The 25516-nt window shown below is 72.0% G+C and carries 22 protein-coding genes; 5 read left to right on the forward strand and 17 right to left on the reverse strand.

The window, feature by feature from the left end:
• Positions 1 to 21: 21 nt before the first annotated feature.
• Positions 22 to 1464 (forward strand): HAMP domain-containing sensor histidine kinase, encoded by a 1443-nt coding sequence (locus AN215_RS19050; RefSeq protein WP_079123188.1) that lies wholly within the window; start codon positions 22 to 24, stop codon positions 1462 to 1464.
• 18 nt (positions 1465 to 1482) lie between these two features.
• Here AN215_RS19050 and AN215_RS19055 read toward each other — a convergent pair whose 3' ends face one another.
• The 3 genes from AN215_RS19055 to AN215_RS19065 all read right to left on the reverse strand — a co-directional run bounded on the left by AN215_RS19055 (position 1483) and on the right by AN215_RS19065 (position 4860).
• Positions 1483 to 2976, reverse strand: coding sequence for an FAD-dependent oxidoreductase (locus AN215_RS19055; RefSeq protein ID WP_070011919.1), 1494 nt, complete (start codon positions 2974 to 2976; stop codon positions 1483 to 1485).
• A gap of 245 nt (positions 2977 to 3221) precedes the next feature.
• Positions 3222 to 4163, reverse strand: coding sequence for a TIGR01777 family oxidoreductase (locus AN215_RS19060; RefSeq protein WP_070011920.1), 942 nt, complete (start codon positions 4161 to 4163; stop codon positions 3222 to 3224).
• A 178-nt stretch (positions 4164 to 4341) separates the two neighbouring features.
• Positions 4342 to 4860 (reverse strand): DUF4240 domain-containing protein, encoded by a 519-nt coding sequence (locus AN215_RS19065; RefSeq protein ID WP_070012105.1) that lies wholly within the window; start codon positions 4858 to 4860, stop codon positions 4342 to 4344.
• Between the two features lie 246 nt (positions 4861 to 5106).
• On the opposite strand from AN215_RS19065, the gene AN215_RS19070 reads away from it, so the two are divergent.
• Complete coding sequence (locus AN215_RS19070; RefSeq protein WP_070011921.1) at positions 5107 to 6033, forward strand: SDR family oxidoreductase; 927 nt, start codon at positions 5107 to 5109, stop codon at positions 6031 to 6033.
• Here the strand turns inward: AN215_RS19070 and AN215_RS19075 are convergent.
• The 3 genes from AN215_RS19075 to AN215_RS19085 form a co-directional block, all read right to left on the reverse strand.
• Positions 6024 to 7178 (reverse strand): helix-turn-helix transcriptional regulator, encoded by a 1155-nt coding sequence (locus tag AN215_RS19075; protein ID WP_070011922.1) that lies wholly within the window; start codon positions 7176 to 7178, stop codon positions 6024 to 6026. The genes AN215_RS19070 and AN215_RS19075 overlap by 10 nt on opposite strands.
• Positions 7179 to 7326: 148 nt before the next feature.
• Positions 7327 to 10044, reverse strand: a complete 2718-nt coding sequence (gene aceE, locus AN215_RS19080; RefSeq protein WP_070011923.1) for a pyruvate dehydrogenase (acetyl-transferring), homodimeric type — start codon at positions 10042 to 10044, stop codon at positions 7327 to 7329.
• Between the two features lie 401 nt (positions 10045 to 10445).
• On the reverse strand, positions 10446 to 11273 hold the full coding sequence (locus tag AN215_RS19085; RefSeq protein ID WP_070011924.1) for a helix-turn-helix domain-containing protein: 828 nt from the start codon (positions 11271 to 11273) through the stop codon (positions 10446 to 10448).
• Between the two features lie 136 nt (positions 11274 to 11409).
• On the opposite strand from AN215_RS19085, the gene AN215_RS19090 reads away from it, so the two are divergent.
• Positions 11410 to 11853, forward strand: coding sequence for a hypothetical protein (locus tag AN215_RS19090; protein ID WP_070011925.1), 444 nt, complete (start codon positions 11410 to 11412; stop codon positions 11851 to 11853).
• A gap of 36 nt (positions 11854 to 11889) precedes the next feature.
• Here AN215_RS19090 and AN215_RS19095 read toward each other — a convergent pair whose 3' ends face one another.
• The 6 genes from AN215_RS19095 to AN215_RS19120 all read right to left on the reverse strand — a co-directional run bounded on the left by AN215_RS19095 (position 11890) and on the right by AN215_RS19120 (position 18100).
• Complete coding sequence (locus tag AN215_RS19095) at positions 11890 to 12756, reverse strand: amidohydrolase family protein (RefSeq protein WP_070011926.1); 867 nt, start codon at positions 12754 to 12756, stop codon at positions 11890 to 11892.
• A gap of 10 nt (positions 12757 to 12766) precedes the next feature.
• The gene (locus AN215_RS19100) at positions 12767 to 14263 is read right to left on the reverse strand and encodes an acyl-CoA synthetase (RefSeq protein WP_070011927.1); all 1497 of its coding nucleotides are present in this window, start codon (positions 14261 to 14263) and stop codon (positions 12767 to 12769) included.
• A gap of 2 nt (positions 14264 to 14265) precedes the next feature.
• On the reverse strand, positions 14266 to 15630 hold the full coding sequence (locus tag AN215_RS19105) for an MFS transporter (protein WP_070011928.1): 1365 nt from the start codon (positions 15628 to 15630) through the stop codon (positions 14266 to 14268).
• A 156-nt stretch (positions 15631 to 15786) separates the two neighbouring features.
• Positions 15787 to 16245, reverse strand: coding sequence for a MaoC family dehydratase (locus AN215_RS19110; RefSeq protein WP_070011929.1), 459 nt, complete (start codon positions 16243 to 16245; stop codon positions 15787 to 15789).
• A complete protein-coding gene (locus AN215_RS19115) occupies positions 16242 to 17147 on the reverse strand; it encodes an amidohydrolase family protein (protein ID WP_070012106.1) in 906 nt (301 codons plus the stop codon). The genes AN215_RS19110 and AN215_RS19115 overlap by 4 nt, the downstream gene beginning before the upstream one ends.
• A gap of 35 nt (positions 17148 to 17182) precedes the next feature.
• Positions 17183 to 18100, reverse strand: coding sequence for an SDR family NAD(P)-dependent oxidoreductase (locus AN215_RS19120; protein WP_070011930.1), 918 nt, complete (start codon positions 18098 to 18100; stop codon positions 17183 to 17185).
• 107 nt (positions 18101 to 18207) lie between these two features.
• Between AN215_RS19120 and AN215_RS19125 the strand changes: the two genes are divergently transcribed.
• Entirely contained in the window at positions 18208 to 19098 is an 891-nt protein-coding gene (locus AN215_RS19125; protein ID WP_245694550.1) for a PaaX family transcriptional regulator, read from the forward strand.
• A 189-nt stretch (positions 19099 to 19287) separates the two neighbouring features.
• Here AN215_RS19125 and AN215_RS19130 read toward each other — a convergent pair whose 3' ends face one another.
• Entirely contained in the window at positions 19288 to 19944 is a 657-nt protein-coding gene (locus AN215_RS19130; RefSeq protein WP_070011932.1) for a GntR family transcriptional regulator, read from the reverse strand.
• Positions 19945 to 20076: 132 nt separating this feature from the next.
• Entirely contained in the window at positions 20077 to 20613 is a 537-nt protein-coding gene (locus AN215_RS19135; RefSeq protein ID WP_070011933.1) for an AAA family ATPase, read from the reverse strand.
• 97 nt (positions 20614 to 20710) lie between these two features.
• Here AN215_RS19135 and AN215_RS19140 point away from each other — a divergent pair, with 97 nt between their 5' ends.
• Positions 20711 to 21289 carry a YdeI/OmpD-associated family protein gene (locus AN215_RS19140; RefSeq protein ID WP_070011934.1) on the forward strand — a complete coding sequence of 193 codons (579 nt, stop codon included), beginning with the start codon at positions 20711 to 20713 and terminating at the stop codon, positions 21287 to 21289.
• An 83-nt stretch (positions 21290 to 21372) separates the two neighbouring features.
• Here AN215_RS19140 and AN215_RS19145 read toward each other — a convergent pair whose 3' ends face one another.
• The 3 genes from AN215_RS19145 to sucB all read right to left on the reverse strand — a co-directional run bounded on the left by AN215_RS19145 (position 21373) and on the right by sucB (position 25494).
• A complete protein-coding gene (locus AN215_RS19145; protein ID WP_070011935.1) occupies positions 21373 to 21999 on the reverse strand; it encodes a DUF6461 domain-containing protein in 627 nt (208 codons plus the stop codon).
• A 460-nt stretch (positions 22000 to 22459) separates the two neighbouring features.
• On the reverse strand, positions 22460 to 23494 hold the full coding sequence (locus AN215_RS19150; RefSeq protein ID WP_070011936.1) for an ArsR/SmtB family transcription factor: 1035 nt from the start codon (positions 23492 to 23494) through the stop codon (positions 22460 to 22462).
• Positions 23495 to 23745: 251 nt separating this feature from the next.
• On the reverse strand, positions 23746 to 25494 hold the full coding sequence (gene sucB, locus AN215_RS19155; protein WP_070031207.1) for a 2-oxoglutarate dehydrogenase, E2 component, dihydrolipoamide succinyltransferase: 1749 nt from the start codon (positions 25492 to 25494) through the stop codon (positions 23746 to 23748).
• Between the last annotated feature and the right edge of the window lie 22 nt (positions 25495 to 25516).

The following is a 25516-nucleotide window of genomic DNA, read 5'->3' on the forward strand; positions in this document are numbered from 1 at the left end:
CTGCGGGGCCGCGCGGGACGGATGACGTCCCGCACGGTCCTGGTCACGCTTCTCGTCGCCCTCGTCTCGGTGCTCGCGACCGCGGCGGCGGCGGTCCCGCTCGTACGGCAGGCGGCGACGGCTCAGGCACGTGAGGCGCTGCGCGACCAGGCGGACCTCGCCGCGACCATGCTCGCCGCGCGTACCGGACGGCCGGACCGGGTGCGGCAGCTGGCCCGGCTGATGCGCGGCAACGGCATCCGCATCTCCCTCGTACGCGCCCACACCCCGGACCGGGGCTGGGTCCCCGCGCAGGTCACGGAGCGGCTCCGGGAGGGCGCGCCCGTGCACACCCGCGTCACGCGCGACGACGGCCGCGAGGTGCTCATCGAGGCACGCCCGGTCGGAGCGGCGGGGGGTGTCGTGCTCGCACAGTCCGTCGAGGAGGCACGCGGCGACACCGCGGGGCTCGGGCTGGCGCTCGCACTCTCCGTCGGCGCGGCCGCCGGCACGCTCGCGGGCGTGGCGCTGGCCCGCCGCCTGTCCCGGCCGCTGAGGCAGGCCGCCCGTACCGCCGACCGCATCCGGCAGGGGGACCGAGGCTGCCGGCTGCCGCTGACCCCGCCCGAGGAGGTTCGCGAACTCGCCGCCGCCCTCAATGAGCTGACGGCGGCTCTGGAGGTCAGCGAGCGGCGCCAGCAGGACTTCCTGATGTCCGTGTCCCACGAACTGCGCACCCCGCTGACGACGATCAGCGGGTACGCGGAAGCCCTCGCCGACGGTGTGCTGTCCGCGGAGGAGGACGTCGCGCGGGACGCGGGCCGCACCGTGCTGACCGAGGCCGGACGGCTGGAGCGTCTGGTGACCGATCTGCTGGCCCTCGCGCGGCTTCAGGCGGACGACTTCACACTGGACGTGGAGGAGGCCGACGTCACCGCGCTGGCCGCCGGCGCGGTCACCGCCTGGCGGCCTTCGCTGGAGCGGTCAGGCGCGGAGCTGAGCACCGAACTGCCCCCGCATCCGGTGCTGTTGCGCACCGACCCGGGACGGCTGCGCCAGGTGCTGGACATCCTGATCGAGAACGCGGGCCGTGTCGCGCCGGGAGCGCCGCTGGTGGTCGCGCTCGACGCACCGCCCGCCGCACCGCCCGCCGGACCCGGTGCCGGGCCCGCAGCGCACGCCGGTCCCGCCGGTCCCGGTGCACCAGGGGAGCGGATCGCGCTCTCGGTACGCGACGGCGGCCCGGGCCTCTCGGACGAGGACCTGCTCGTGGCCTTCGAACACGGCAGGCTGCACCGTCGTTACCGCGGCAGCCGGCCCGTCGGGACCGGACTCGGACTCGCCCTGGCTGCGCGGCTCGTGGAACGCCTGGGCGGCACGGTAACCGCCGCGCACGCGCCCGAGGGCGGCGCGCACTTCACCGTACGGCTGCCGGTGTCGCCGATGTCGCCCGCGTCGCCGACGCGGACGGAACCGGCGAAGTGACGGGTGTGCGCGTTCCGTTCACGCCGCCGTGGTGAGCGGTCCGTCCGTCACCGGCAGCGGCAGCCCGAAGTCCCGCAGCACCTCGCCCGCGGCCCGCCGTCCCGAGACGAGCGCGCCCTGCGCCGTACTGGTGTCACGGTGCTCACCGCACACGTACAGGCCGGACAGCACCCGCACCGGACGGCGCAGATCGTGCGGTGCGGGCATGGCCGGAACGGCCTGCGGGTCGTGGTGCGCCGCGAGCAGGCTCCAGCGTCCGGCGGGCACGCCGTGCAGGGTGGCCAACTGGGAGCGGGCGGCCGCCTCCAGCGCGGCGAGGGGCTCGCCGGCCGCCGCGCCCAGCACCACCGAGGTGACCAGGCCCCCACGTCCGGGCCGTGCCCTCGCGGGATCGACGGCGGAGGCCGCCCATGAGTGCGACACCGGCCCCTGATGTGCCGCGTCCCCGTCGACGAGCAGCGAGGGCGACAGCGGCAGCACCTCGTCGACGGCGTGGTGCAGGACGGTCACCGGGTGGAAGTCCGGCACCCGCAGCCCGGGCAGCAGCTCTCCCGCGTCGGCCGCGCCGGTGGCGACGACGACTGCGCGGCAGGCGAGCGTGCCGTGGTCGCGGGTGGTCACCGAGTTCGTCGTGACGGACACGGCGGTGACGTCCGTACGCACGGTGCCGTCCGGCAGCGAGGCCGCCAGCAGCTCCGGGACCGAGGCCATGCCGCCGGCCGGCAGGCTGCAGCCGCCCCTCACGAACGCGCGTAGCGTCAGGTCGGCGACGCGGCTGGAAGTCGTCAGTGCGGGATCGCAGAGCAGCGCGGACAGCAGCGGGCGTACGAGCGATCCCACCGTGCGGGCGGGCAACCCGCGCGCCGACAGGGCCTGTGCGGCGGGGAGTTCGGTACGGGCGAGCAGCCGGTCGGAGGGCACGGCCGCGAAGCGGGCCAGACCGCTGCGCAGCCGGGCGAGGTCGAGTGTGCCGTTCCCCTGCCTGCGGCGGGAGACGCCCCGGCCCTGCCCGCGGCGGGAGATGCTCCAGGCGGAAGGACCGCGGGAGCCGGCGAGGGCGCGTGCCGTGGTGAGTGCGCCCCTTGTGCGCCGGTCGGTCCGTTCTGCGCGGCCGGCGCGCGCCGCGGCTTCCGCCGCTGCGGTACGGGGCGCGCGGGGAAGGCGCCCGACGGTGCGCCGCAGGTCGCCTATCCGGTGCGTACGGCCGTCGGCGCGGAGCAGGGCGCCGGGAGCGAAGGGACGCATCTCCAGCGTGGCGAGCGGGGGCAGCCGCCGGAACTCCGGCCAGTCGGGACACAGCAGCCTCCCGGAGCGGTCCAGCAGATAGCCGTCGACGTTCTCCGTGGCCATCCGGCCGCCCACGCGGGAGGTCGTCTCCAGCACCGTGACCTGCAGGCCCGCGTCCGTCAGATGGTGCGCGGCGGCGAGGCCCGCGAGCCCCGCGCCGATGATGACGACGTCGGTGTCCGGGGTCGGTGTACGGCCGGAGCGTGCTGTCTCTGTGGAGCGCACGATGCCTCCCGGGGTCGGGCGCGGTGCGGGGCCGTCCTGACTTCCGTACTGCCCTCACCGGAGCTGGTGAACCGTGGGTATCCGGACTCTACGCAGCGGTCCGGTTGCGGTCAGTGGCACACGGACAGAGCACGGGCGCACAGCGGTCGCACACCGCTTCGATCAAGCCGTCCGGTGCGGCAGGGCAGGCCCGGGAGCGGGAGACCCGGAACGGGAGACACCCACGGGGTGCCCCGGCCGTACCGTCAGCGCAGTGCGGCGCGTACCGCGTCTTCGATGCCGGGAAACGCGAAGCTGAACCCTGATTCGAGCAGCCGCTTCGGCAGGACGCGCTGGCTGCCCAGCACGTCCTTGGAGAACTCGCCCAGCGCGGCCCGCAGGACCGGCGCCGGCACGGGCAGCACCGTCGGCCGGTGCAGGACGCGGCCCATCGCGGCGGTCGCCTCCCGGTTGGTGACCGGTTCGGGCGCCGTGAGATTGAACGGGCCCGACAGATCGTCCCGGTCCAGCAGGTGACGCAGCGCGGCGATGTGGTCGTGCAGCGCGATGTGGCTCCAGTACTGGTTGCCGCTGCCCATCCGGCCGCCGACGCCCGCCTTGAAGATGCGGAACAGCGGCTGCCAGGCGCCGCCCTCACGGGCGACGACGAGGCCGGTGCGCGCGAAGACCGTACGGATTCCCGCCTCGGATGCCGCAGCCGCCGCCTCCTCCCACTCCTGGGCGACGTTCGCGAGGAAGTCGTCACCGGGCGGCGCGCTCTCGTCGACGGCACGTGAGCCGGTGTCGCCGTAGTAGCCGATGGCCGAGCCGACGATCAGTACGCGGGGCGGCTCGTCGAGCGAGGCGATCGCGTCGGCGACGGTGGCGGTCCCCAGCACGCGGCTGTCGCGGATCTCCTTCTTGTACGCGGCCGTCCACCGGCGGTCCGCGACGCCCGCGCCCGCGAGATGGACGACGGCGTCGCAGCCGGCGAGACCGGCGGTGTCCACCCACTGGCCCTTCGGGTCCCACATCACCTCCGACGGCGGCGGGCCCCCGGCTGCCGTGGCCCGGCCGGCGTTCTCGTAGCGGCGCGCGTCCTGGGAGGCGCGCCGCACGAGGCGGACGATGTCGTGCCCGTCCGCACGCAGCGAGCGGGAGAGGGCCGTGCCGATGAGGCCGGTGGAACCGGTGACCGCGATACGCATGGGGCCATCCTGCCGTCTGCGCCCGCTGTGCTGAAGCGCCGCGCACGGGGCGGACGTTGAGGAGCGGCGCTGTCCGATAAGCGGGCAGGCGCCTGTGCGCACCTGCTGACCGGGGAGTACGTGGACGCCTCGCGCTGCGCCGCGCGGCGGTCCGGCACGGGTGACGCCGTGATCGCGGTCAGCCGCGGAAGCGGTCCCAGAGCTTGGGGAGGCGTTCCGCGAGGGCCGCGTCGTCCTCCAGGTTGAGGGAGACACCGGTCGGGTCCTCGGGCGGCTCGGGAAGGCCGAGGTCCGGCATGATGATGCCGGTGAGCTGCTCGTACGCCTCGTCGGCCGCGTAGCCGAGATCCTCCGCGTCGCCGTCCAGCTCCTCGTCGAAGCCCTCCAGCACGTCGGCGAGGGAGTCGGCGTCGTGCGCCGCGTGCTCGAAGACCTCACGGCCCTGGCCGATCAGCCAGCAGCGGAACGCGTCGAAGGCGTCGTCGCTGACGCCGTCCAGCAGAATCCAGGCCGCTGCCCACAGGTCCCACTGGTTGGCACGGTTGTAGCGGGACTCGAAGTGCCGGGCGAAGAACGTCACGGCGTCCGGATCGAGCCGCGTCAGCCGCTCGATGAGCAGGTCGGCCTGCTCCTCGGGGTCGCCCTCGGCGTCCTCGCGGGTGGAATCGATCAGCGCCCAGAACTCGGTCTCGTCCATCACGAACACAGCATCCGCCTTGTACCCGCCAGACGCACGCGGACTCCCTCGGATGCCGCCTTGTCGTTACCGGGGCGCGTCAAGGTCTCAATGTGCGGCTGTTGTGACCATCTGATGTGTCACTCGTGGTGGCCGCGCGCGGAAAAGCCGGAAAGACCGACGTGGGATGTCCGGTTTACCTGCGAGCGTGCTGTGCGCAGCGGGCCGCAGGACGTGGGGACCGCAGGAGAAGAAGGAGGACCGACGGTGAGCACAGCAGGGGCGCTGAGCGGCAAGGTCGCGCTGGTCGCCGGCGCCACACGGGGCGCGGGCCGGGCCATGGCCGTGGAGCTGGGCAGAGCGGGCGCGACCGTCTACGTGACGGGCCGCACCACCCGCGAGCACGTCAGCGAGGTCGGCCGCGCGAGCGAGACCATCGAGGGCACCGCGGAGCTGGTCGAGGAGGCGGGCGGCACGGGCATCGCCGTGCCCACCGACCACTTGGAGCCCGGCCAGGTACGTGAGCTGGTCGAGCGGATCGACAGGGAGCAGGGCCGCCTGGACGTCCTCGTCAACGACATCTGGGGCGGTGACCACCTCGTCCAGTGGGACAGGAAGATGTGGGAGCACGACCTGGAGCAGGGTCTGCGGATTCTGCGGCTGGGAGTGGAGAGCCACATCGTCACCAGCCGGTACGCGATCCCGCTGCTCATCCGCAGGCCGGGCGGTCTGGTCGTCGAAGTCACCGACGGCACCGAGGAGTACAACGGCCCCCGGTACCGCGAGCCCTTCTACTACGACCTGGCCAAGTACGGTCCGCTGCGGATGGCCCGCGCGCTGGCCGAGGAGCTGCCGGAGCACGGGGCGACCGCCGTGTGTCTCACGCCCGGCTGGCTGCGCTCCGAGTTCATGCTCGACACCGCCTTCAAGGTCACCGAGGACGACTGGCTCCAAGGCACCGCGCAGAACCCGCACTTCGCGATCTCCGAGTCGCCCGTCTTCGTGGGGCGGGCCGTCACGGCGCTGGCCGCCGATCCGGACGTGAGCCGGTTCAACGGGCGTTCGCTCTCCAGCGGCGGACTCGCGAAGGAGTACGGCTTCACCGACACCGACGGGTCGGCGCCGGACGCGTGGCGCTACATGGTGGAGGTCGACCAGGAAAGCGAGTCCGCGGACGTGACCGGCTACCGCTGATCGCGCCCTGTGCGCCGAGGGGCCCGCTCCGCACCGCCGGGCCCGTAGTGCGAGGCCATGCGCCGTGCCGCCTCCGCGAACCGTTCGCGCAGCGCGGGCGGTTCGAGGACCTCGCACTCCGGGCCCAGGGCGAGCAGCTGGGTGTAGGCGACGTCCACCGACTCAACGGCGAGGACGACGGTCACTCCCCGCTCGCTCTCCCTCCCCGGCCCGTCGGTCTCCGGCTCCTCGGCCCCGGGCTCCTTGCCCGACGGCTCCCCGCCGCCCTCCGGTCCGTCGCACCCCGCCTTGGCCAGCGCCTCTTCCGCCGCCCGGCGGTCGGTGGCGTACCGCAGCATCCGGCTGCCCGCAGGCGTGAGCCGCAGCACCACCTCGTCGCGCAGGATCGACCGCGCGAACATGGCGGAGCGCTCGTCCCAGAACGCCGGCAGGTCGAACTCCTCGTCCCGTACGAAGCGTTCACCCGTCTCCTCGACGCCCGTGACCCTGTCGACCCGGTACACCCGCCGGTCGCCGGAGTCCGCCACGCGCGCCGCCAAGTACCACACGCCCGCCTTGAGCACGAGCCCGTACGGCTCCAGCTCCCTCCCCCTGGGCCTTGCGGCCCGGGTGGGGGTCCCTCCGGCGGAGCCGGCGGGCGTGCTCCCGTTCTCGCTGCCCCGGCGCCGGTAACGCATCCGCACGACGCGGTCGTCCCACACCGCGTCGGCCAGCGCGGGCAGTTGCTCCGGTGGATCCTCGGGGGGCTGCCACCAGCCGGGGGCGTCGAGATGGAAGCGCTGCGCCGCGCTCCGGTGGGCGTCGCTCAGCTCGGGAAGCAGCGCGGCTGAGACCTTCAGCCGGGCCGCCGACGCCGCGTCCGCCAGGCCCATGTCGCGCAGCGCGGAGGGCACACCTGAGAGGAAGAGCGCCTCGGCCTCGCTGCGGCCGATGCCGGTCAGCCGGGTGCGGTACCCGCCGACGAGGCGGTAGCCGCCGCTGCGTCCGCGGTCCGCGTACACGGGCACTCCGGCTTCGGAGAGCGCGAGTACGTCGCGGGAGACCGTACGCTCGGAAACCTCCAGCTCGGTGGCGAGTTCGGCACCGGTCATGGCACGCCGGGTCTGGAGCAGGAGCACCATCTTGATCAACCGGGCCGCGCGCATGGCAGCATTCTGCCGCCGCGTGCGCGCGGTGGTGAACCACTGTGCCGGTAGCAGACGCACGGCGCCCTGCGGTCCCCCGAGCCCGGGGACCGCGGGGGCTGCGGACCGCCGGGGCTCGGTGACCCGCAGCCGGCCGCGGGCCGGGCCGTCAGGCCAGGCCGTAGCCCTCCGCCGCCCGCCGCACCGTCTCGTACTTGACCTCGCCCCGCCGCGCGAGCTGCGCCAGCGCCGCCACGACCACCGACTCGGGGTCGACGCCGAAGTGGCGGCGTACGGCCTCACGGGTGCCGGAGAGGCCGAATCCGTCCGTGCCGAGCGACGTCCAGTCCTGCGGCACCCACTGGCTGATCTGGTCCGGGACGGCCCGCATCCAGTCGCTGACCGCGAGCACCGGCCCTGGTGCGTCCTCCAGTGCCCTGGTCACGTACGGGGTGCGCTCCTCGCCGCGCAGCTGCGCGGCGTCGCACTCAAGCGCGTCCCGCCGCAGCTCGCTCCAGGACGTCGCCGACCAGACGTCCGCGGTCACTCCCCACTCGTCGGCGAGCAGCCGCTGAGCGTCCAGCGCCCAGTGGATGGCGGTGCCGCTGGCGAGCAACTGGATGCGGGGCGAGCCGGGTTCGGGGCTCCGGCCTTCGCTGAAGCGGTAGAGGCCCTTGAGGATGCCTTCCTCGACGCCGTCCCCGGCGGGCTGCGGCGGCTGGGCCTTGGGCTCGTTGTAGACGGTGAGGTAGTAGAAGACGTCCTCGTTGCGGGACGGGTCAGGGCCGTACATGCGGCGCAGCCCGTCCTTGACGATGGCACCCACCTCGTAGGCGAACGCCGGGTCGTAGGTGACGACGGCGGGATTGGTGGAGGCCAGCAGCGGCGAGTGGCCGTCCGCGTGCTGCAGGCCTTCGCCGGTCATCGTCGTACGTCCGGCGGTGGCGCCGATGACGAAGCCGCGGCCCAACTGGTCGGCCAGGGACCAGAACTGGTCACCTGTGCGCTGGAAGCCGAACATCGAGTAGAAGATGTAGAAGGGGATCATCGGCTCGCCGTGCGTCGCGTACGACGTGGCGGCTGCCGTGAAGTCCGCCAGCGAACCGGCCTCCGTGATGCCCTCGTTGAGGATCTGACCGTCCGACGCCTCCTTGTAGTAGAGGAGTTGGTCGCGGTCGACCGGGTCGTAGTTCTGGCCGAGCGGCGAGTAGATGCCGGCCGACGGGAACAGGGACTCCATGCCGAAGGTCCGGGCCTCGTCGGGGACGACGGGCACCCACCGCCTGCCGGTCTCCTTCTCCCGCATCAGGTCCTTCACCAGCCGTACGAACGCCATGGTCGTGGCGATCTCCTGGCTGCCGGAGCCCTTCTTCAGCGCCTCGAAGGGCTTGGCGGAAGGCTCCGGCAGGGCGACCGGGTGCACCTTGCGCGCCGGCGCGGGCCCGCCGAGCGCGGCGCGGCGCTCCCGGAGGTAGCGCACCTCGGGGGAGTCCTCGCCCGGGTGCGCGTACGGCACGAGGTCGTCGTCCAGCCTGCTGTCCGGGATGGGGAGTTCGAGCAGATCCCGCATCGCGCGGAATTCCTTGCCCGTCAGCTTCTTCATCTGGTGGTTGGCGTTGCGGGACTCGAAGCCCGGGCCGAGAGTCCAGCCCTTCACGGTCTGCGCGAGGATCACGGTCGGCGCGCCCTTGTGCTCGACGGCCGCCTTGTACGCGGCGTACACCTTGCGCGGCTCGTGGCCCGCGCGGGAGGTCTGGAAGCAGGCAGTGATCTTCTCGTCGGACAGCAGCTTCGCCATCTGTGCGAGGGCCGGGTGGGCGCCGAAGAAGTGCTCGCGGATGTAGGCCGCGTCGCGGGTGGCGTACGTCTGGAACTGTGCGTCCGGCACCTCGCGGAGGCGCTTGACCAGGGCGCCTGTGGTGTCGAGCTGGAACAGCTCGTCCCAGGCTGTGCCCCACAGGGACTTGACCACGTTCCACCCGGCCGCGCGGAACTGGGCCTCCAGCTCCTGCACGATCTTGAAGTTGGCGCGGACGGGACCGTCGAGGCGCTGCAGATTGCAGTTGACGACGAAGGTGAGGTTGTCGAGCTGCTCCCGCCCGGCGAGGGCGAGTGCCGCGGTCGACTCGGGCTCGTCCATCTCGCCGTCGCCGAGGAAGGCCCACACGTGGGAGGCGGAGGTGTCCTTGATGCCGCGGTTCGTCAGGTAGCGGTTGAAGCGTGCCTGGTAGACGGCGTTGATCGGTCCGATGCCCATGGAGACGGTGGGGAACTCCCACAGCCAGGGCAGGCGGCGCGGGTGCGGGTAGGAGGGCAGGCCGGCCTCCGGCCCGGTCTCCTGGCGGAAGCGGTCGAGGTCGGCCTCGGTGAGGCGGCCGTCGAGGAAGGCGCGGGCGTAGACGCCGGGGGAGGCGTGGCCCTGGATGTAGAGCTGGTCGCCGGAGCCGGTGGAGGCGTCCCCGCCCGTGCCGTCCAGGCCGTCCTTGCCGCGGAAGAAGTGCTGGAAGCCCGTCTCGTACAGCCATGCGGCGCTCGCGAACGTCGCTATGTGCCCGCCGAGGCCGTAACGGCTGCCGCGGGTGACCATGGCGGCGGCGTTCCAGCGGTTCCAGGCGGTGATCCGGGATTCCATCTCCACGTCGCCGGGGAATTCCGGCTCGGCGGCGGTCGGGACGGTGTTGACGTAGTCCGTCTCCAGCAGACTCGGCACCGCCAGGCCGCTGTCCTGGGCGTGGGCGAGCGCGCGGCGCATGAGGTAGGTGGCGCGCTCGGAGCCGGCGTGCGCGACGACGGCGTCCAGCGATTCACGCCACTCGGCGGTCTCCTGCGGGTCGCGGTCCGTGAGCTGGTCGAGCTCGCTCGGACTGCTGCGTACGGGGCGGGGCATGGTGGCCACCTTCCGGACGGGACGGACGGGGGTGGGGTGGGTCTCGATGAGCGGGGGTGACGGGGGGACGGGGTCGGGAGGCCTCCCGGTGCGGGTCTCTCCCTGGTTGGCAGGACAGGGTCGGCCCAACGATTCGGACTGTACGCCTACGATCGATGATCGATCAAAGCTTTCATCGAAATTGGCATTCCGTGCCGTGGAAGTCGGCACGCGGTGCCGATCCGCTGGCGCGCGCATCCGGTGCGGCCCTGCTTCCGTGGCGCCGTGGGCCGGCGCCGGGACCTGCGGTCCGGGAAGGGCACACAGAAGGGGCTTGACTGACGAGCCGCGCCCCTGGTTTCTCGCGGCCGGACGTACGGGGGCGCGGGGGGCGATGACGGGCAGGCCCCACGGGCCTCGGCTCAGTTCTCCGGGCCGGGTGGTGCGGCCAGCTCGCGGAGGGTCTTCGTGGTGAACTCGTCGAGGGGATAGAACAGCTCGATCGCCAGCTCCGACAGCGTCACGTCGGCCGGGGCCCCGAACGTCGCCATGGTGGTGAACATCGACAGCTCGCCGTGCGGGGTGCGGATTCTCAACGGCACCTGTATCGGGCCGGGTTGCGATGCCGGTACGTCGGGCTCCGCGACGGCCTCCTCGCCGGCCGGCGCCGGGTACCGGCACACCTCCTCGTGCAGCGCTCGCAGTTCCGGGTCCCCGGTGGCGTTGACCTGGCGGAGCAGCCGTTCGAGGAAGAGGGACCGCACCTCGCCGATGTTGACCATGTGCGGGGCCAGCCCGTCGGGATGCAGAGCCAGCCGGAACACGTTGGGCGCCGGCTCCAGGAGATGCGACGGGATGCCGTCCATGAACAGGGACATCGCATCGTTGCCGGTCAGCACGTTCCAGCAGCGGTCGACCACGACTGCCGGGTACGGCTCGTGCGCCGCGAGCATGGCGTCGAGCGCGGAACGGACCGACGCCATGTACTGGTCGTCGAGGCTGCTCTCGCGGTACGCGGGCGCGTAGTCGGCGGCCAGCAGCAAGGTGTTCCGCTCCCGCAGCGGGATCTCCAGTGCGGTGGACAGGCGAAGCAGCATCGTCCGGCTCGGGCGTGCGCGGCCGGTCTCCACGCACGACAGGTGGCGTGCGGAAGTCTCCGCCAGCAGGGCGAGATCCAGCTGGCTGAACCTGCGGCGCCGGCGCCAGTCCCGTAGCAGTGCGCCCACCCGGGACGGCTGTTCCACATCCATGCCGGGAGATTATCGGCGACCGGGTCACAACGGCCATGACCTCGGAGGTCATTGAGTCCGCGGCCCGTGCGGTGCCACCTTCTCCTCTCACAGGCCGGGCATGCCGGATGCCCGCCCGCAGACCAAGGAGGCCCGTATGAACACCACAGCGACGACCGCCCAGCGGCCGGCGGCCGGCAACGCCCCGTCGGACCTGCTGCGCACCAGCCTGCGCGTGGACGGCTGGAGCACCGCCGCCTTCGGTGTCGTCATGCTCGCCGGGAGCGGGTGGTTCGGCGGTCTGCTCGGACTGCCGGCCACCTGGTCGGTCCCGTTCGGGATCGCCATGCTGGGCGGAGCCGCGGCGCTCGGTCTCATCGCCGGCTATCCGGAGATCCCGTCGCGCCTCGCAGCGCTCGTCGTCGTGGGCAACGCGCTGTCCTGCGTTGCGATGCTCTTGCTCGCGTTCACCGACGTCGTGGCGCTCACCGGCCTGGGAACGGCCTTCGTGGTCGTGGGCGCGCTGGTGGTCGCGGTCTTCGCCGAGGTCGAGTTCATCGGGCTTCGGCGCTCAGGGCCGGGTAGCGCCGTCCTCACCTGACGGCGTGCGGCGGGAGCCTCCGGTCATGGCCGCTGCTCACAGGCCGAACAGCCGCGCCGCGTTGTCGTGGCAGACCGCGCGCAGCCAGGCCGTGCCCAGGCCGGTCTTTTCGAGGGCCCGGAGCGCGTCGGCGTAGGTGTACGGGATGTTGGGGAAGTCCGTGCCGAGCAGGACGCGGTCCTGGAGGGCCGCCAGGCGGGAGAGCGCGTGGCGGGGGAAGGGAGCGGCGGCCTCGACGAACGGGGTGAAGGCCATGGTCGTATCGAGCATGACTCTCTCGTGGCGCTCGGCCAGCCCGAGGAAGTCCTCGTACTCCGGCATCCCCAAGTGAGCGACGATCAAGGGCAGTCGGGGGTTGCTGCCGAGCAGCTCGGCGATCGGTCCCGGGCCGGTGAAGCGGCCCGGCGCCGGTCCGGAGCCGCAGTGCGTCACGACGGGGACGCCGGTCTCCGCCAGCAGCCCCCAGACTTCCTTGAGCGTCGGGTCGTTGGGGTCGTACGCACCGACCTGGAGGTGGCTCTTGAAGACCCGCGCGCCCTGGTCGAGGGCCCGCCGCACGTCGTCCGCCGCGGAGGGCTCGGCGAAGAACGTCGCCGTGTGCAGACAGTCAGGGGTGCGTGATGCGAAGTCGGCGGCCCAGTCGTTGAGCCAGCGGGCCATGCCCGGTTTGTGCGGATAGAGCATCGACGTGAACGCCTTCACGCCGAAGTCCCGCAGGAGCGCGAGGCGTTGCTCCTCCTCGTGCCGGTACGCGATCGGCCAGCGCTGCCCCACGAGAGGGCCACCCTCGTCGAAGTACGCCCACACCTTGTCCAGTACGCGCTGCGGCATGAAATGGGTGTGGACGTCGATGAGGGAGTCCAGACCCACCGAGCGGCGGAACGCCGCGACCTCGTCCTGCATGGGCAACAGGCTAACCCTGCGGCGGCAGGGGGAGCTCGCGCAGCTTCTGCTTCTGCACCTTGCCCGAGCCGGTGCGCGGCAGCGAGTCCGTCTCGTCGAAGCGGGCCGGGATCTTGTACCTGGCGAGGCGGCCGGCGAGGAAGGAGCGCAGCTCGTCCGGCGACGCGTGCATGCCGGGACGCAGCGTGAAGAAGGCGCGGCCCACCTGCCCCCACTTCTCGTCCGGTACGCCGATGACGGCGCAGCCCGCGATCGCGGGATGTCCGAAGAGGGCGGCCTCGATCTCGGCCGGGTAGACGTTCTCGCCGCCCGAGATGTACATGTCCTTGACCCGGTCGACGATCGTCACGTAGCCGTCCTCGTCGCGTGTGGCGATGTCCCCGGAGTGGAACCAGCCGCCTTCGGAGAAGGCGGCGGCGGTGGCTTCGGGATCGTCCCAGTAGCCCGGTGAGACGTTGGGGCCCTTGATGAGCACCTCGCCTCTCTCGCCGGGTCCGGTGTCGGTCGAGTCGGCGCGTACGAGGCGTACATCGGTGAAGAAGCAGGGCAGGCCCGCCGTGCCTGCCCTGTCGGTGCTCTCGGCCGCTTCGAGCCAGGTCGCGCCGGGTGAGGTCTCGGTGAGCCCGTAGCCCTGGCAGAAGACCAGCCCGCGTTCCTGGTACGTACGGATCAGGGCCCCGGGGATCGGTGCGCCTCCCGACATCAGGTTGCGCAGGGAGGAGAGGTCGGCGTCCGCCCAGCGCGGGGACTGGGCGAAGGCGGCGAACATCGTCGTCACGCCGAACATCCAGGTGACGCGGTGCTCGGCGATCAGGTCGTAGGCGGTGTCGACGTCCCACCCAGGCATGATCACGCTGCAGCCGCCCTTGAGGAACGTCGGGAGCAGCGTCTGGTTCAGCGCGGCGACGTGGAAGAGCGGAGCGCTGATCAGTGTCACCTCGTCCGAGGCGATGTCGAGGCCGACCATCAGGTTCAGGGTGTTCCAGATGATGTTGGCGTGGGTGAGGACGGCTCCCTTGGGCCTGCCCGTGGTTCCCGACGTGTAGAGGATGAAGGCGGGGTCGTCCCGCGAGACGGGGGTGTCGAGCGGGGCGAAGTCGCCGGAGGCGAGCCAGGGTTCGTACTCCGACAGCGATACGACGACAGGGGGCTTCGCCGTGAGTGAGCCGACGGCGCACTCCGGGGCGTGGATCAGGGCGTAGGCCCCCGAGTGGCCCAGCACGTAGTCGAGTTCGGGGGCCGTCAGGCGGAAGTTGAGCGGCACGAAGACGCCGCCGAGCATGTGCGTGGCGAACATCGTCTCGGCGAACGACGGGTGGTTGGCGCCCAGATACGCGACCCGGTCACCCGGCTCCACGCCCGCGGCCCGCAGCCGTGACGCCAGCCGTACGCTGCGCTCGTGGACCGCGGCGTAGGTGACGGGCGTGCCGTCGTGGATGAACGCCGTGCGGCCGGGCGAGAGCCCGGCCCTTCGTACGGGCCACGATCCGATGCCCTGGTTGTGCATCCTCAACTCCTCGCCAGGGGACGCGAGTCAGGTCCTGCCGCCTGCTCCGATAGATCCCGGTCCCGGGTCTCGCCCAGCAGCAGGACGCTCACCACGGTCAAGGCGCAGAAGCCCGCGACGACCGTGGACACCACGAGTGTGGCGCCGCCGCCGGCCGCGCGCTGTATCTCGGCGAAGAGCAGCGGCGCGAGGCCCGCGCCCAGCCCGGCGAGCTGGTAACCGAGCGAGGCGCCGGTGTACCGGCTGCGGGTGCTGAACAGTTCGGCGTACAGCGCCGCCAGCGGCCCGTACATCATCGGGTGAATGACGGACTGGCCGAGCACCAGCGCGGCGGTCAGCAGCAGCGCGCTCCCCGCGTCGGCCATCGGGAAGAGCGCGAAGGAGAAGACGCCCATGGCGACCGCGCCGGTGAGGACGACGGGCCGCCTGCCCAGCCGGTCCGAGAGCGCCGACCAGCCGATGATGGCCGGCACCGCCAGCGCGGAGGAGAGGGTCAGCGCGTTCAGCACCGTCTGCCGCGCATGGCCGTTCTGGACGCCGTGGGCGATCAGGAAGCTCGTCAGCGTGCCCTGGGCGACGAACGCCGCCAGCCCGACGGCGACCGCGAGCACCAGGTTCCGCGGATGGCGCCGCAGCACGTCCAGGAGGGGCAGCCTGCCTCCGCCCTTCTGGGCGTCCCCGGCACCGCCTTCGGCGCGGGCCGCCGCGAAGACCGGGGTCTCCTCCACCCGCAGCCGTACGAACAGTCCGACGGCCAGCAGCACGATGCTCAGCAGGAACGGGATGCGCCACCCCCATGCGAGGAACGCCTCGTCGCCGACGGCGGCAGCGGTGCCGGTGAGCGCCGCGGTGGAGAGCACCACGCCGCACGGCGCCCCGGCGTTGGTGAAGCTCGCCCACAGCCCGCGCCGGGACCTCGCGTGCTCGGCGGACATCAGCACGGCTCCGCCCCACTCGCCGCCGACGGCGACGCCCTGCAGGACGCGGAGCAGCACCAGCATGACCGCCGCCCAGCTGCCCACCTGCTCGTACGTCGGAAGTACGCCGATGAGGAAGCTGACGGTGCCCATCAGGGTCATCGTCATCACGAGCATCCGCTTGCGGCCGAGCCGGTCGCCGAAGTGCCCGAAGACGACGCCGCCGAGGGGACGGGCCAGATACCCGGCGGCGAAGGTGCCGAAGCTGGCGACGGTGCCCGCCAGCGGGTCCAGGTCGGTGAAGAAGACCTTGCTGAAAACGATCGCGGAGGCGGTGGCGTAGAGGAGGAAGTCGTAGTACTCGATCACGCTGCCGAAGAAGCTGGAGGTGACCGCACGGCGGAGCTGGGTGTTGCGGGGGTGTGGCGATGTGCTGTCGGTGCTGTCCATGGCTGCCGTCCCGTGTCCGTAGGGAGGTTCGGGGAGGTGTGGGGGAGGCCGGGCGATCGTCGGGGAGGTCCCCAGGGGCGATCACCGGACTCGGCGGGTCTGTCTCAGCGGTCTGTCTCAGCGGGTCTGCCTCGGCGGGTCTGCCTCGGCGGAGAGTCAGGCGTAGTGCCGGTAGAGGGCCTGGCCCACGCAGGCGGGCTTCTCCGAACCGTCGTTCTCCACGGCGAAGTTCAGCTCCATCTGGACGCCGCCGCCGGCGACGTCCACCACCGCGCCGACGGTGCCGGTCAGCCGGATTCTGCTGCCGACGCGTACCGGGCTGGGGAAACGCACCTTGCCCAGCCCGTAGTTGACGCTCATCGAGACTCCGCTGATCTCCAGCAGCTGTGTGAAGAGCGGGATGACGAGGGAGAGCGTGAGATAGCCGTGCGCGACGGTGCCGCCGAAGGGACCGGCGGCCGCCGCGTCCGTGTCCACGTGGATCCACTGGTGGTCGTCCGTCGCGTCGGCGAACGTGCCGACCCGTTCCTGGGTGATCTCCAGCCAGTCGCTGCCGCCCAGGTCCGTGCCCGCGAGGGCCTTCAGCTCCTCCAGGCCGTGCGCTTTCGTGGTCACTCGCTGACTCCCTTCGCCGGGCCGCCGGGTGCCGGCTGCCTCAGGCCGAGCAGCCGTGCCGCGTTCTCCTTGAGGATCCTGGGACGTACTTCGGGCTTGATCTCCAGCTTCTCGAAGTCGGAGAGCCAGCGGTCGGGCGTGATCACCGGATAGTCGGAGCCGAAGAGGACCTTGTCCTTGAGCAGGCTGTTGGCGTAGCGCACGAGCTGGGGCGGGAAGTACTTCGGGGACCACCCGGACAGGTCGATGTGCACGTACGGCTTGTGCGTCGCGACGGCCAGCGCCTCGTCCTGCCAGGGGAAGGACGGGTGGGCGAGGACGATGCGCAACTCCGGGAAGTCCACGGCGACATCGTCGACGGACATCGGGTTGCTGTACTTCAGGCGGATGCCGCCGCCGCCCGGCACACCGGCACCGATGCCGGTCTGGCCGGTGTGGAAGAGGGCGGGCACGCCCAGCTCCTCGATCGCCTCGTAGAGCGGGTAGGCCATCCGGTCGTCCGGGGCGAACGCCTGGATGCTCGGGTGGAACTTGAAGCCGCGCACGCCGAATTCGGTGACGAGCCTGCGCGCCTCGCGCACCGCGGCCTTCCCCTTCCAGGGGTCCACGCTCGCGAATGGGATCAGCACGTCGGAATGGCGCGCGCAGGTCTCGGCGATCTCCTCGTTGGAGATGCGGGGATGACCCGTGGCGTGTTCGGCGTCGACGGTGAAGACGACGGCGGCCATCTTCCGTTCGCGGTAGTAGGCCGCCATCTGTCCGATGGTGGGCTGCCGTTCGGTGTGCGACTTGAAGTACTCGGCGGAGGCACCGAAGAGCTCCGGGCTGAGGGAGCCGTGACCGCCGGCCGAGACCTCGGCGTGGGTGTGCACGTCGATCGCCGTCAACTCGTCGATGTCGATGGTGAGTTGACCGGGTCCACCGGCCGCTGCGCCGGTCACTGCGCGGCCTTCGGTGTCCGCGGTGCGGGAATGCCGTACGTCTCGGGCCGGGCACCGACGCCCGTACTCCAGGAGCCGGCGATCGCGTCCGCGCTCCACCCGCCGTCCGCGTACGCCACGGCCTTCTCCTGCGGATGCGACCACAGGGCCAGCTTGTCGCCGCCGATGCCGATCGCCTGGCCCGTCACCTCGTCCGCCGCGTCGGAGGCGAGGAAGACCACGAGCGCGGCGGCGTCCTCGGCGGTTCCGAACCCCTCGTCCTTGCGGAGCCATTCGGGCAGCGGCGCACCGGTCCGCTCGGCCTCCTCCAGGACGGGCGCGAAGGCGGGGATCGTCTTCGTCATCTCGGTGGCGGCGACGGGCACGACCGCGTTGGCGGTGATGCCCGAGCGGGCCAGCTCCATCGCCCACGTACGGGCCATGGCCACGACACCGGCCTTGGCGGCCGCGTAGTTGGTCTGCCCGAAGTTGCCGCGCTGCCCCGCGGGGGAGGAGACGAGGATCAGCCGTCCGCCGGTGCCCTGCTCGCGCATGCGCACGGCGGCGGCCCGTGCGCAGGTGAACGTGCCGCGCAGATGCACGTCGACGACGGTGCCGAAGTCCTCGTCCGACATCTTCCACAGCACCTTGTCACGCAGGACGCCCGCGTTGGTGACCATGACGTCCAGCCGCCCGTAGTTCCCGACTGCCGCCTCCACCAGGGCGTCCGCGGCCGAGGCCTCTCCGACGGGCGCGACCACGGACACCGCCCGGCCTCCGCCGGCGGTGATCTTCTCGACGGCCGCCGCGGCGGCTCCGGCGTCGACGTCGTTGACCACGACGGACGCGCCTGCCACCGCCAGTGCCTCCGCATAGGCGAGGCCGAGCCCCCGGCCGCTGCCGGTGACGACGGCTGCTTTCCCGGACAGGTCCATGGGACGTACCTTCCGTCGGCGTCGGTACGGCAAGGAACGTACGGCTGTTCTGAGACGTCCGTCAATAATGTGCACAACATCAGCTGCCGGAGGCTACGCTCATCCGTGTGAAGCCGAGCCAGGCAGCAGCAGAAGCAGACGCCGCGGCAGACGCCGCAGGAGCAGAAGGCCCGGACCGCGGGCCCGGCCCCGCCGTCCGCCCGCAGTCCCTCATGTTCAGCTTCTTCGGCATCCACGTGCTCGGACGCGGCACCGGCGTCTACTCCGGCAGCATCATCGACGTCTTCGCCCGCGCCGGCGTCGGCGAGGAGGCCGTCCGCTCGACGCTCGCCCGGATGGCCAAACGGAACCTGCTCGTGCGCCACCGAAGGGGCCGCAAGGTGTACTTCGGCCTCACGCCGCACGCCGAGGAGGTCCTCCAGGACGGCCACCGCCGCATCTGGGAGACCGGCGCGGTCAACCGCGACTGGGACGGCACCTGGACGCTCGTGGGCTTCTCCATCCCGGACAGCCGCCGCCGCGAGCGGCACGACCTGCGCTCACGGCTCATCTGGGAGGGCTTCGGCCCGCTGCAGAGCGGCCTGTGGATCGCCCCCGGCGAGAAGGACGCCGCCGCGATCCTCGCGCCGCTCGGCCTGGACGAACACGTCACCGTGCTCCGCGCACAGGCGTTCAAGCCGACCGAGGCCGCCGACCTCGTGCGCAAGGCCTTCGACGCCGCCTCCATCGCCGCCGGCTACCGGGCCTTCCTCCAGCGCTGGGACATCGCCCCCGGACCCCCGCTGCCCTCCGCCCCCGACGACCTCGCGCGGCAGCTGATGCTGCACACCGACTGGCTCCAGCTCGTACGCCAGGACCCGCACCTCCCGGCCGAACACCTCCCCGCCGACTGGCCCGCGATCAGAGCGGAAACCTGCTTCCGCACCCTGGCGCGTACGTACGAACCAGTCGCCGCCGCACTGGCGGACGAGGTGCTGGACGTACTGGAACCGGGCTGACTCCGGCGTGGCTCACTCAACCGGGTGACCCCTCTCAGGACAGGGCAAGGACCCGGCTCGTTCCGGCCGATACTGGCCTTCGCTTCGGCGAGAAGGTGAAGCTCCCCGAGCCGGTCGGAATCGAGCTGGACACGGAGATCCTCAAGAACTACGTCCGCTGACCGGCCGGAGCCGCAGGCCGGGAGCTGCTCAGACTCCCGAGCCGCGCGGGGCGGGCGCGCAGCCCAGGACATGGGCCTTGACCAGCTGCGCGATACGAGGGTCGCGCCGCCGGAACGCCTCCATGACCGCCTCGTGCTCCTCCGCGTACGACTGCTGCACCGTGCCCAGCCAGCGGATCGAGAGCGCCGTCCACACCTCGATGCCCAGCGACTCCCAGGTGTGCAGCAGCACGCTGTTGCCCGCCGCACGTACCAGCTCCCGGTGGAAGGCGACCGTGTGCCGCACCTGGGCCTCGCCGTCACCGGCGCGGTCCGCCTCGTACAGCGCTGCCACATGCGGCTGGAGCGTGGAAGCGTCACCGGCGAGGTGCGGGGCCGCCAGCTCCGCGGCGATCTGCTCAAGCCCGGCGCGCACCGGGTAGATCTCCTCCAGGTCCGCCGCCGACAACTCCCTCACCCGCACGCCCTTGTTGGTGGCCGAATCGATCAGCCGCAGCGTCTCCAGTTCCCGCAGCGCCTCCCGCACCGGTGTCTGGCTGACCTCCAGCTCCACCGCGATCCGCCGCTCGACGATCCGCTCGCCGGGCTTCCACCGGCCGCTGACGATGCCGTCCACGATGTGCTCGCGGATCTGCTCGCGCAGCGAGTGGGCGAGCGGCCGGGACGGGGACGGGGTCGAGGTCACGGGCGCGGCTTCCTTCCTGGGGCGTTGGCGGGGCGGCACGGCGGAGCCGGTGCCTCGGGGCCGGTGCCTCGACCATACGGCCCCGTAGGTTACGGCCGCGCCCGCAGGAAGCCACGTTCTGCGAGGGGTTCGTCACCCGGCCGGCCAGCCGGTGGCGGCCACGGCCTCACGCGCGATGTCCACGACGGCCCGCCCGTCGGTCGCCACCCGCACGGTGTCCGCCGGCGCCCGCTCCTCCAGCAGCCGCCCCTTGAGTGCGCTGCTGCGCAGCCCGTCCTCCAGCTCCGATCCGCGCTCGCGGCCGGTGAGCCGGCCGCGGGCCGTCGCCTCGGAGACCGTCAGCAGCACGCGGACGATCCGTACGTCCGCGCCCATCGCGCGCCGGAAGACGCGCTCCATCTCCGGCATGACGCTGAGCGTGTTGGTGTAGATCAGCCGGCGGTACCCGAGTTCCGCGTAGTTGGCCCACACGGCGGTGAGGTTGCGCTCGACGATCCCCGTACGGTGCGGGTCCCCCGCGGGGGCGGGATGGACGTGGCCCATCAAGTCGCCCTCGATGAGGGCGTGCTGGACGCGGACGGCACGTAGCCGCGCCGAAACCTCCAGGCCCACCGTCGACTTGCCCACCCCGGCGCGTCCGCCGAGCAGGAGTACTTCAGAATGATCCATCGGAGCAGCGTGCGGCACGCGAGCCGGTCGCGCGATCCGTTTCCGGCGTACTCGTAGACTCCGCACCAGGCGAGAGAACCACCCCGTGGAGTGGGCAATGGATTCATCCGACGACCTGGAAGTCATCCGCTGCGCCGGCGAAGCCGAGTTCGAGGCATGGATCGCCGCGCATCACGCCGAGCAGCGCGGCGTGTGGGTGAAGATGGCAAAGAAGAACTCCGGGGTGGCGTCCGTCACGGACGACCAGGCCCTCGACGTCGTCCTCTGCTACGGATGGATCAACGGGCAGCGGAAGCGCTACGACGACACCTACTACCTGCAGAAGTTCACGCCCCGCCGCCGAGGAAGCACCTGGTCGCAGGTGAACATCCGCAAGGTCGAGGCGCTGGTCGCCGCCGGGCGCATGAAGGAGCCGGGCCTTGCGGAGGTCGCGGCAGCGCGGGCGGACGGACGGTGGGACGCGGCGTATCCGTCGCAGAAGGAAGCCGTCGTCCCCGACGACCTCGCCGCCGCGCTGGAACGGAGCGCGCCGGCACGCTCGTTCTTCGACCGGCTCGGAAAGAGCGACCGGTACATCGTCATCCTCCGGCTGATGACGGCGAAGAACGACGTCAGCAGAGCGGAGCGGCTGCGCAGAATGATCGCCTCGATGGAGTCCGGCCGGAAGGTGACCTAGCGTCCCGCCGGACACCGGGGCGGACGGCTCCCGGAAACGTGACCCGTGTCGGCGTGCTCACGCTGCCCGCGTGCTCATGCGGCCTACGTGCTCACGCTGCCGACGAGCAGTGGCCGCTCCAGGGTGTCCGGTGCGAAGACCACCCCGGTGATCTCGGCCGCCAGGGCGAACGACGTGGCTATGGGATCGTCCAGGCACATCTCGTCCTGCTCGGGGTCCACGCCGATCGCACGTATCCGGGAGTTCAGCGCCTCGGGGTCGCTGCCGAACCGGTAGCCGGGAGTGTGCGCGTTGAAGCCGGTGACGAAGCTGCCGTCGACCGCGTAGACGAAGTCGTGCTCCGCGTAGTCGTGACGCGTGACGGCGACCATCTCGCAGGCGTGGGACAGGCGTTCCGCGACGTCGGGCAGGGTGGCCTCCCACCCCGACAGCTCGACGGCCACACTCCACTCGCCGGCCTCGAGGACACCCACGTACTGTCCGCCGGCCCCGCCGTCGCTCTGTGGGAGGAGATTCTCCACCCGGTCACGGAGCGCGCCGAAACTCATCCGCACGCCCTCCTGAGCGCCGGTGCCGAAGCGGCGCAGCACTTCTTCCGTGCCGAGGCCGCGGAAGAAGGACACGCTGAAGATCTCGCCCAACGGGCAGTGCCCTTCGCCGACGTCCAGCCATCGAAGCTGTTCCAGGGGATCGCGGACCGTGCCTCTCATGTCACTCACGCCTCCTCACGACTCGTCGAGCGCGTAACGGCATGCTCGCACCCGGCACTGACAATCCCGGTAAGCCGTCGTCCGGGCGCCTCCGCCGGCCCGAGGCGATCCTCGCCCCGACTCTCAACTCGCCGCTCTGACCTGCGTGTTGTTCCTCCGGCTTCAACACCGTGGCAGCAGCGGGACTTGTCCGTCAGAGTCCCTTGCGTACAGGGCGTACCTCCGTCCTGGGTACCGGGGGGAGACAGCAGACCGGCCGGATCACGATCCGGGCCCGCCTCTGTTGTCGGGGCGGCCGTCGGCCGGGAACGGCAAGCAATTGACCGGTCGCGGCCGCCCGAGGGGCGCCCCCGCCTGCCTCGCAACCGCAGGCGGGGGCCCTGCTCCGCGCGAGCCGTCACCCACGCGAGGGACGGCGGCCAAGGACGTGAAGTGCCCCGGCAGCTCATGCCGGGCCCGGTCACATCCGGCCCGAGCCATCCTCCGTCTGCTCCCGCAGCAGCGCGCCGCCGGCCGAACTGAGCTGATGGAAAACGCTGTTGGCGTGCCTGTGGCTGACGATGAGCCCCGCGTCGCGCAGCACCGCGGCGTGCTGGCTCGCCGCGGAGGGTGAGACGCCGACGCGGCTGGCGAGTTCGGTCGTGTTGGGCACGTCGGCCGCCGCCCGCAGCACAGCCGCCCGCGTCCCGCCGAGCAGCCGGGCGAGCGCGTCGCCGGACGGGAAGTGCTCGCCGGTGCCGTACGCAGCGGTCGACATCCACCGCGGGTCACGGTCGAGGGGATACAGGACCGTGGGCGGCAGTTCGGGATCGGCCAGCGGCACCGGCCGGCTCCAGAGGAACTGCGAGGGCACCAGCAGCAGTCCGCGTCCGCGCAGAAGCAGATCGCGGTCCACGGGGTGCGCGGGGATCTCCAGTACCGGAGGCCGCCAGCGCATCGCCGGCCGGAAGCTCGCCAGCAGGCCCTGGGCGCCGCCCACTCCGCCCGTACGCAGAGCGCGGATGCGGACCGCGCGGTCGGCGGCGGCGCGGCGTCTGATCGCGGGCCAGTACGGGGTGAGCGCCCTGGCGTGATAGCCGGAGATCATCTCGCCGAGGCGACGGCGGGCGTGCGGCGAGTGGTCGGTGAGGTCCTGCGCCCAGCCGGGGGCGCCGACGCGCTCGTGCAGGATGCCGAGTTCGTACGAGATCCGCTCACGCGGCGTCGCGACGACCGCCTCGATGCCCTCTTCCAGGCCGAGCAGGCCCTCGGGCGGGGTGAGGAAGTCGGGGAAGTAGCTCGCGTCGGGCACGAGCGGCAGCAACTGCCGTACGTCGTCCGCGCATCCGTGCCGGCGCAGGTCGGCCCGTACCGTGCGGCGCCAGTCGGCGAAGGGCAGACGGCCGTAGCGGGCGCGCAGCATGTGCAGGCTGAAGACCGTCTCCCAGAGGGGATCGGGGCTCTCGGCGACGTGTGTGCGCGCCAGATCCGTACCGGTGAAGTGGATGCGCAGCATGCGGTGTTCTCCGGTGGTTCCTGCCGGGTGCCGATCGTACGCGCACTCGTTCCGGCACACGGCCTCCGGGGCTCTTCCCGGCATACGGCCTCCGGGGCTCTTCGCGGGGACGGGCCCGTCCCCGCGAAGCCGCGACGGGCCTGTCCGCAGCAACGACGGCGGCCCCGCGCGGAGCAGCCGGAGCTGTCCGTGCGGGGCCGCCGTGAAGACGCCCGTGAGGCCGTCGGCGCGGGGCCGTCGGCGCGGCCGGGTCAGAGACCCAGTTCGCCCTCGAACTCGCCTGCTTCCAGGCGGGCCTTGACGTCGCCGAGGTAGCGGGCCGCGTCCGCACCGTCGACCAGCTGGTGGTCGTAGGAGAGGGTCAGGTAGACCATGTCGCGGATGGCGACGGTCTCGCCCAGCTCCGGGTGGTCGATCACCATCGGACGGCGGACGGTGGCGCCGATGCCGAGCTCGGCGACCTGCGGGTAGTTCACGATGACCGTGTCGAACAGCGCACCGCGCGAGCCGGTGTTGCTGATCGTGAACGTGCCGCCGGACATGTCGTCCGGGCCCAGCCCGCCCTCGCGGACCTTCTTCGCCAGCTCGGCCGTCTTCCGCGCGATGCCCGCGAGGTTGAGGTTTCCGGCCTCCTTGATGACCGGGACCATCAGGCCCTTCTCGGAGTCCACCGCGATGCCGATGTTCTCGACGTCATGGTAGGTGATCGTGCCGTCGTCGTTGAGCCGCGAGTTGACGGACGGGTGCGCCTTGAGCGCCTCAGCCGCCGCCTGCACGAAGAACGGCATGGGGGAGAGCTTGACGCCCTCGCGGCTCGCGAAGGAGTCCTTGGCGCGGGCGCGCAGCCGCATCACGCGCGTGACGTCGACCTCCACCACGGTCGACAGCTGCGCCTGGTTGTGCAGCGCCTTCATCATGTTCTCCGCGATGACCTTGCGGATACGCGGCATCTTGACGGTCTGGCCGCGCAGCGGAGAGGGCTCCAGCTTCGGCGACCTGGGGCCGGACGGAGCGGTGCCTGCAGCGGCGGCCGGTGCCGGTGCGGCCGACTTGGCCGCCTCGGCCGCGGCGGTGACGTCCTGCTTGCGGATGCGGCCGCCGACGCCGGTGCCCTTGACCGTGCTCAGGTCCACGCCCTGCTCGTTGGCGAGCTTCCGCACGAGCGGCGTGACGTACGCGCCTTCGGACTCGCTCACGGCCGGAGCAGCGGGAGCGGCCGGGGCGGCGGGAGCCGGTGCCGGTGCGGGAGCCGGCGCGGCCGGTGCCGGAGCGGCCTGTGCCTTCGGCGCGGGGGCCGGCTCGGGCTCGGCCGGCTCCGGTGCGGGCTCGGGCTGCGCCGGTGCCGGCTCGGCCGCTGGAGCAGGCCTTTCCCCTGGCTGCGCCGGGGAGACCCCACTGCCGATCACGGCCAGCTTGGCGCCGACCTCGGCGGTCTCGTCCTCGGCTACGACGATCTCCAGCAGCGTGCCTGCGCTCGGAGCGGGAATCTCCGTGTCGACCTTGTCCGTGGAGACCTCCAGCAGCGGCTCGTCCGCCTGGACCTCCTCGCCGACCTGCTTCAGCCAGCGCGTGACGGTGCCCTCGGTGACCGACTCGCCCAGCGCGGGAAGGACGACGTCCGTACCCTGCGCCGAGCCGCCGCCGCCACCGCCGGCGGGTGCCGCTGCCGGCTGCGGCTCCGGCTGTGCCTGCTGCGCGGGCTCGGGCTCGGGCTGCGGCTCCGGCTGGGCGGCGGGCGCCTCGGCCGCCGGCGCCGGGGAGCCCCCGTCGTCGATCACGGCCAGCTCGGCGCCGACCTCGACCGTCTCGTCCTCGGCGACCTTGATGGAGGAGAGCGTGCCGGCGGCGGGCGCCGGAATCTCGGTGTCGACCTTGTCTGTGGAGACCTCGAGCAGCGGCTCGTCGGCCTCCACTTGCTCACCCTCGGCTTTCAGCCAGCGGGTGACGGTGCCCTCGGTGACGCTCTCGCCGAGCGCCGGCAGGGTTACGGAAACCGCCATGGTTTCGGTTGCTCCTAACGGA

It is taken from the genome of Streptomyces abyssalis (genome assembly GCF_001751365.1).
Taxonomy (GTDB): domain Bacteria; phylum Actinomycetota; class Actinomycetes; order Streptomycetales; family Streptomycetaceae; genus Streptomyces; species Streptomyces abyssalis.

Excerpts from the sequence above, each read along its gene's own strand:
- AN215_RS19050 (WP_079123188.1), top strand. The coding sequence starts at position 22 with ATGACGTCCCGCACGGTCCTGGTCACGCTTCTCGTCGCCCTCGTCTCG.
- AN215_RS19060 (WP_070011920.1), bottom strand. The coding sequence starts at position 4,163 with ATGCGTATCGCGGTCACCGGTTCCACCGGCCTCATCGGCACGGCCCTC.
- AN215_RS19065 (WP_070012105.1), bottom strand. The coding sequence starts at position 4,860 with ATGGACGAGACCGAGTTCTGGGCGCTGATCGATTCCACCCGCGAGGAC.
- AN215_RS19075 (WP_070011922.1), bottom strand. The coding sequence starts at position 7,178 with ATGCGCGCGGCCCGGTTGATCAAGATGGTGCTCCTGCTCCAGACCCGG.
- aceE (WP_070011923.1), bottom strand. The coding sequence starts at position 10,044 with ATGCCCCGCCCCGTACGCAGCAGTCCGAGCGAGCTCGACCAGCTCACG.
- AN215_RS19085 (WP_070011924.1), bottom strand. The coding sequence starts at position 11,273 with ATGGATGTGGAACAGCCGTCCCGGGTGGGCGCACTGCTACGGGACTGG.
- AN215_RS19090 (WP_070011925.1), top strand. The coding sequence starts at position 11,410 with ATGAACACCACAGCGACGACCGCCCAGCGGCCGGCGGCCGGCAACGCC.
- AN215_RS19095 (WP_070011926.1), bottom strand. The coding sequence starts at position 12,756 with ATGCAGGACGAGGTCGCGGCGTTCCGCCGCTCGGTGGGTCTGGACTCC.
- AN215_RS19100 (WP_070011927.1), bottom strand. The coding sequence starts at position 14,263 with ATGCACAACCAGGGCATCGGATCGTGGCCCGTACGAAGGGCCGGGCTC.
- AN215_RS19105 (WP_070011928.1), bottom strand. The coding sequence starts at position 15,630 with ATGGACAGCACCGACAGCACATCGCCACACCCCCGCAACACCCAGCTC.
- AN215_RS19120 (WP_070011930.1), bottom strand. The coding sequence starts at position 18,100 with ATGGACCTGTCCGGGAAAGCAGCCGTCGTCACCGGCAGCGGCCGGGGG.
- AN215_RS19135 (WP_070011933.1), bottom strand. The coding sequence starts at position 20,613 with ATGGATCATTCTGAAGTACTCCTGCTCGGCGGACGCGCCGGGGTGGGC.
- AN215_RS19140 (WP_070011934.1), top strand. The coding sequence starts at position 20,711 with ATGGATTCATCCGACGACCTGGAAGTCATCCGCTGCGCCGGCGAAGCC.
- AN215_RS19145 (WP_070011935.1), bottom strand. The coding sequence starts at position 21,999 with ATGAGAGGCACGGTCCGCGATCCCCTGGAACAGCTTCGATGGCTGGAC.
- AN215_RS19150 (WP_070011936.1), bottom strand. The coding sequence starts at position 23,494 with ATGCTGCGCATCCACTTCACCGGTACGGATCTGGCGCGCACACACGTC.
- sucB (WP_070031207.1), bottom strand. The coding sequence starts at position 25,494 with ATGGCGGTTTCCGTAACCCTGCCGGCGCTCGGCGAGAGCGTCACCGAG.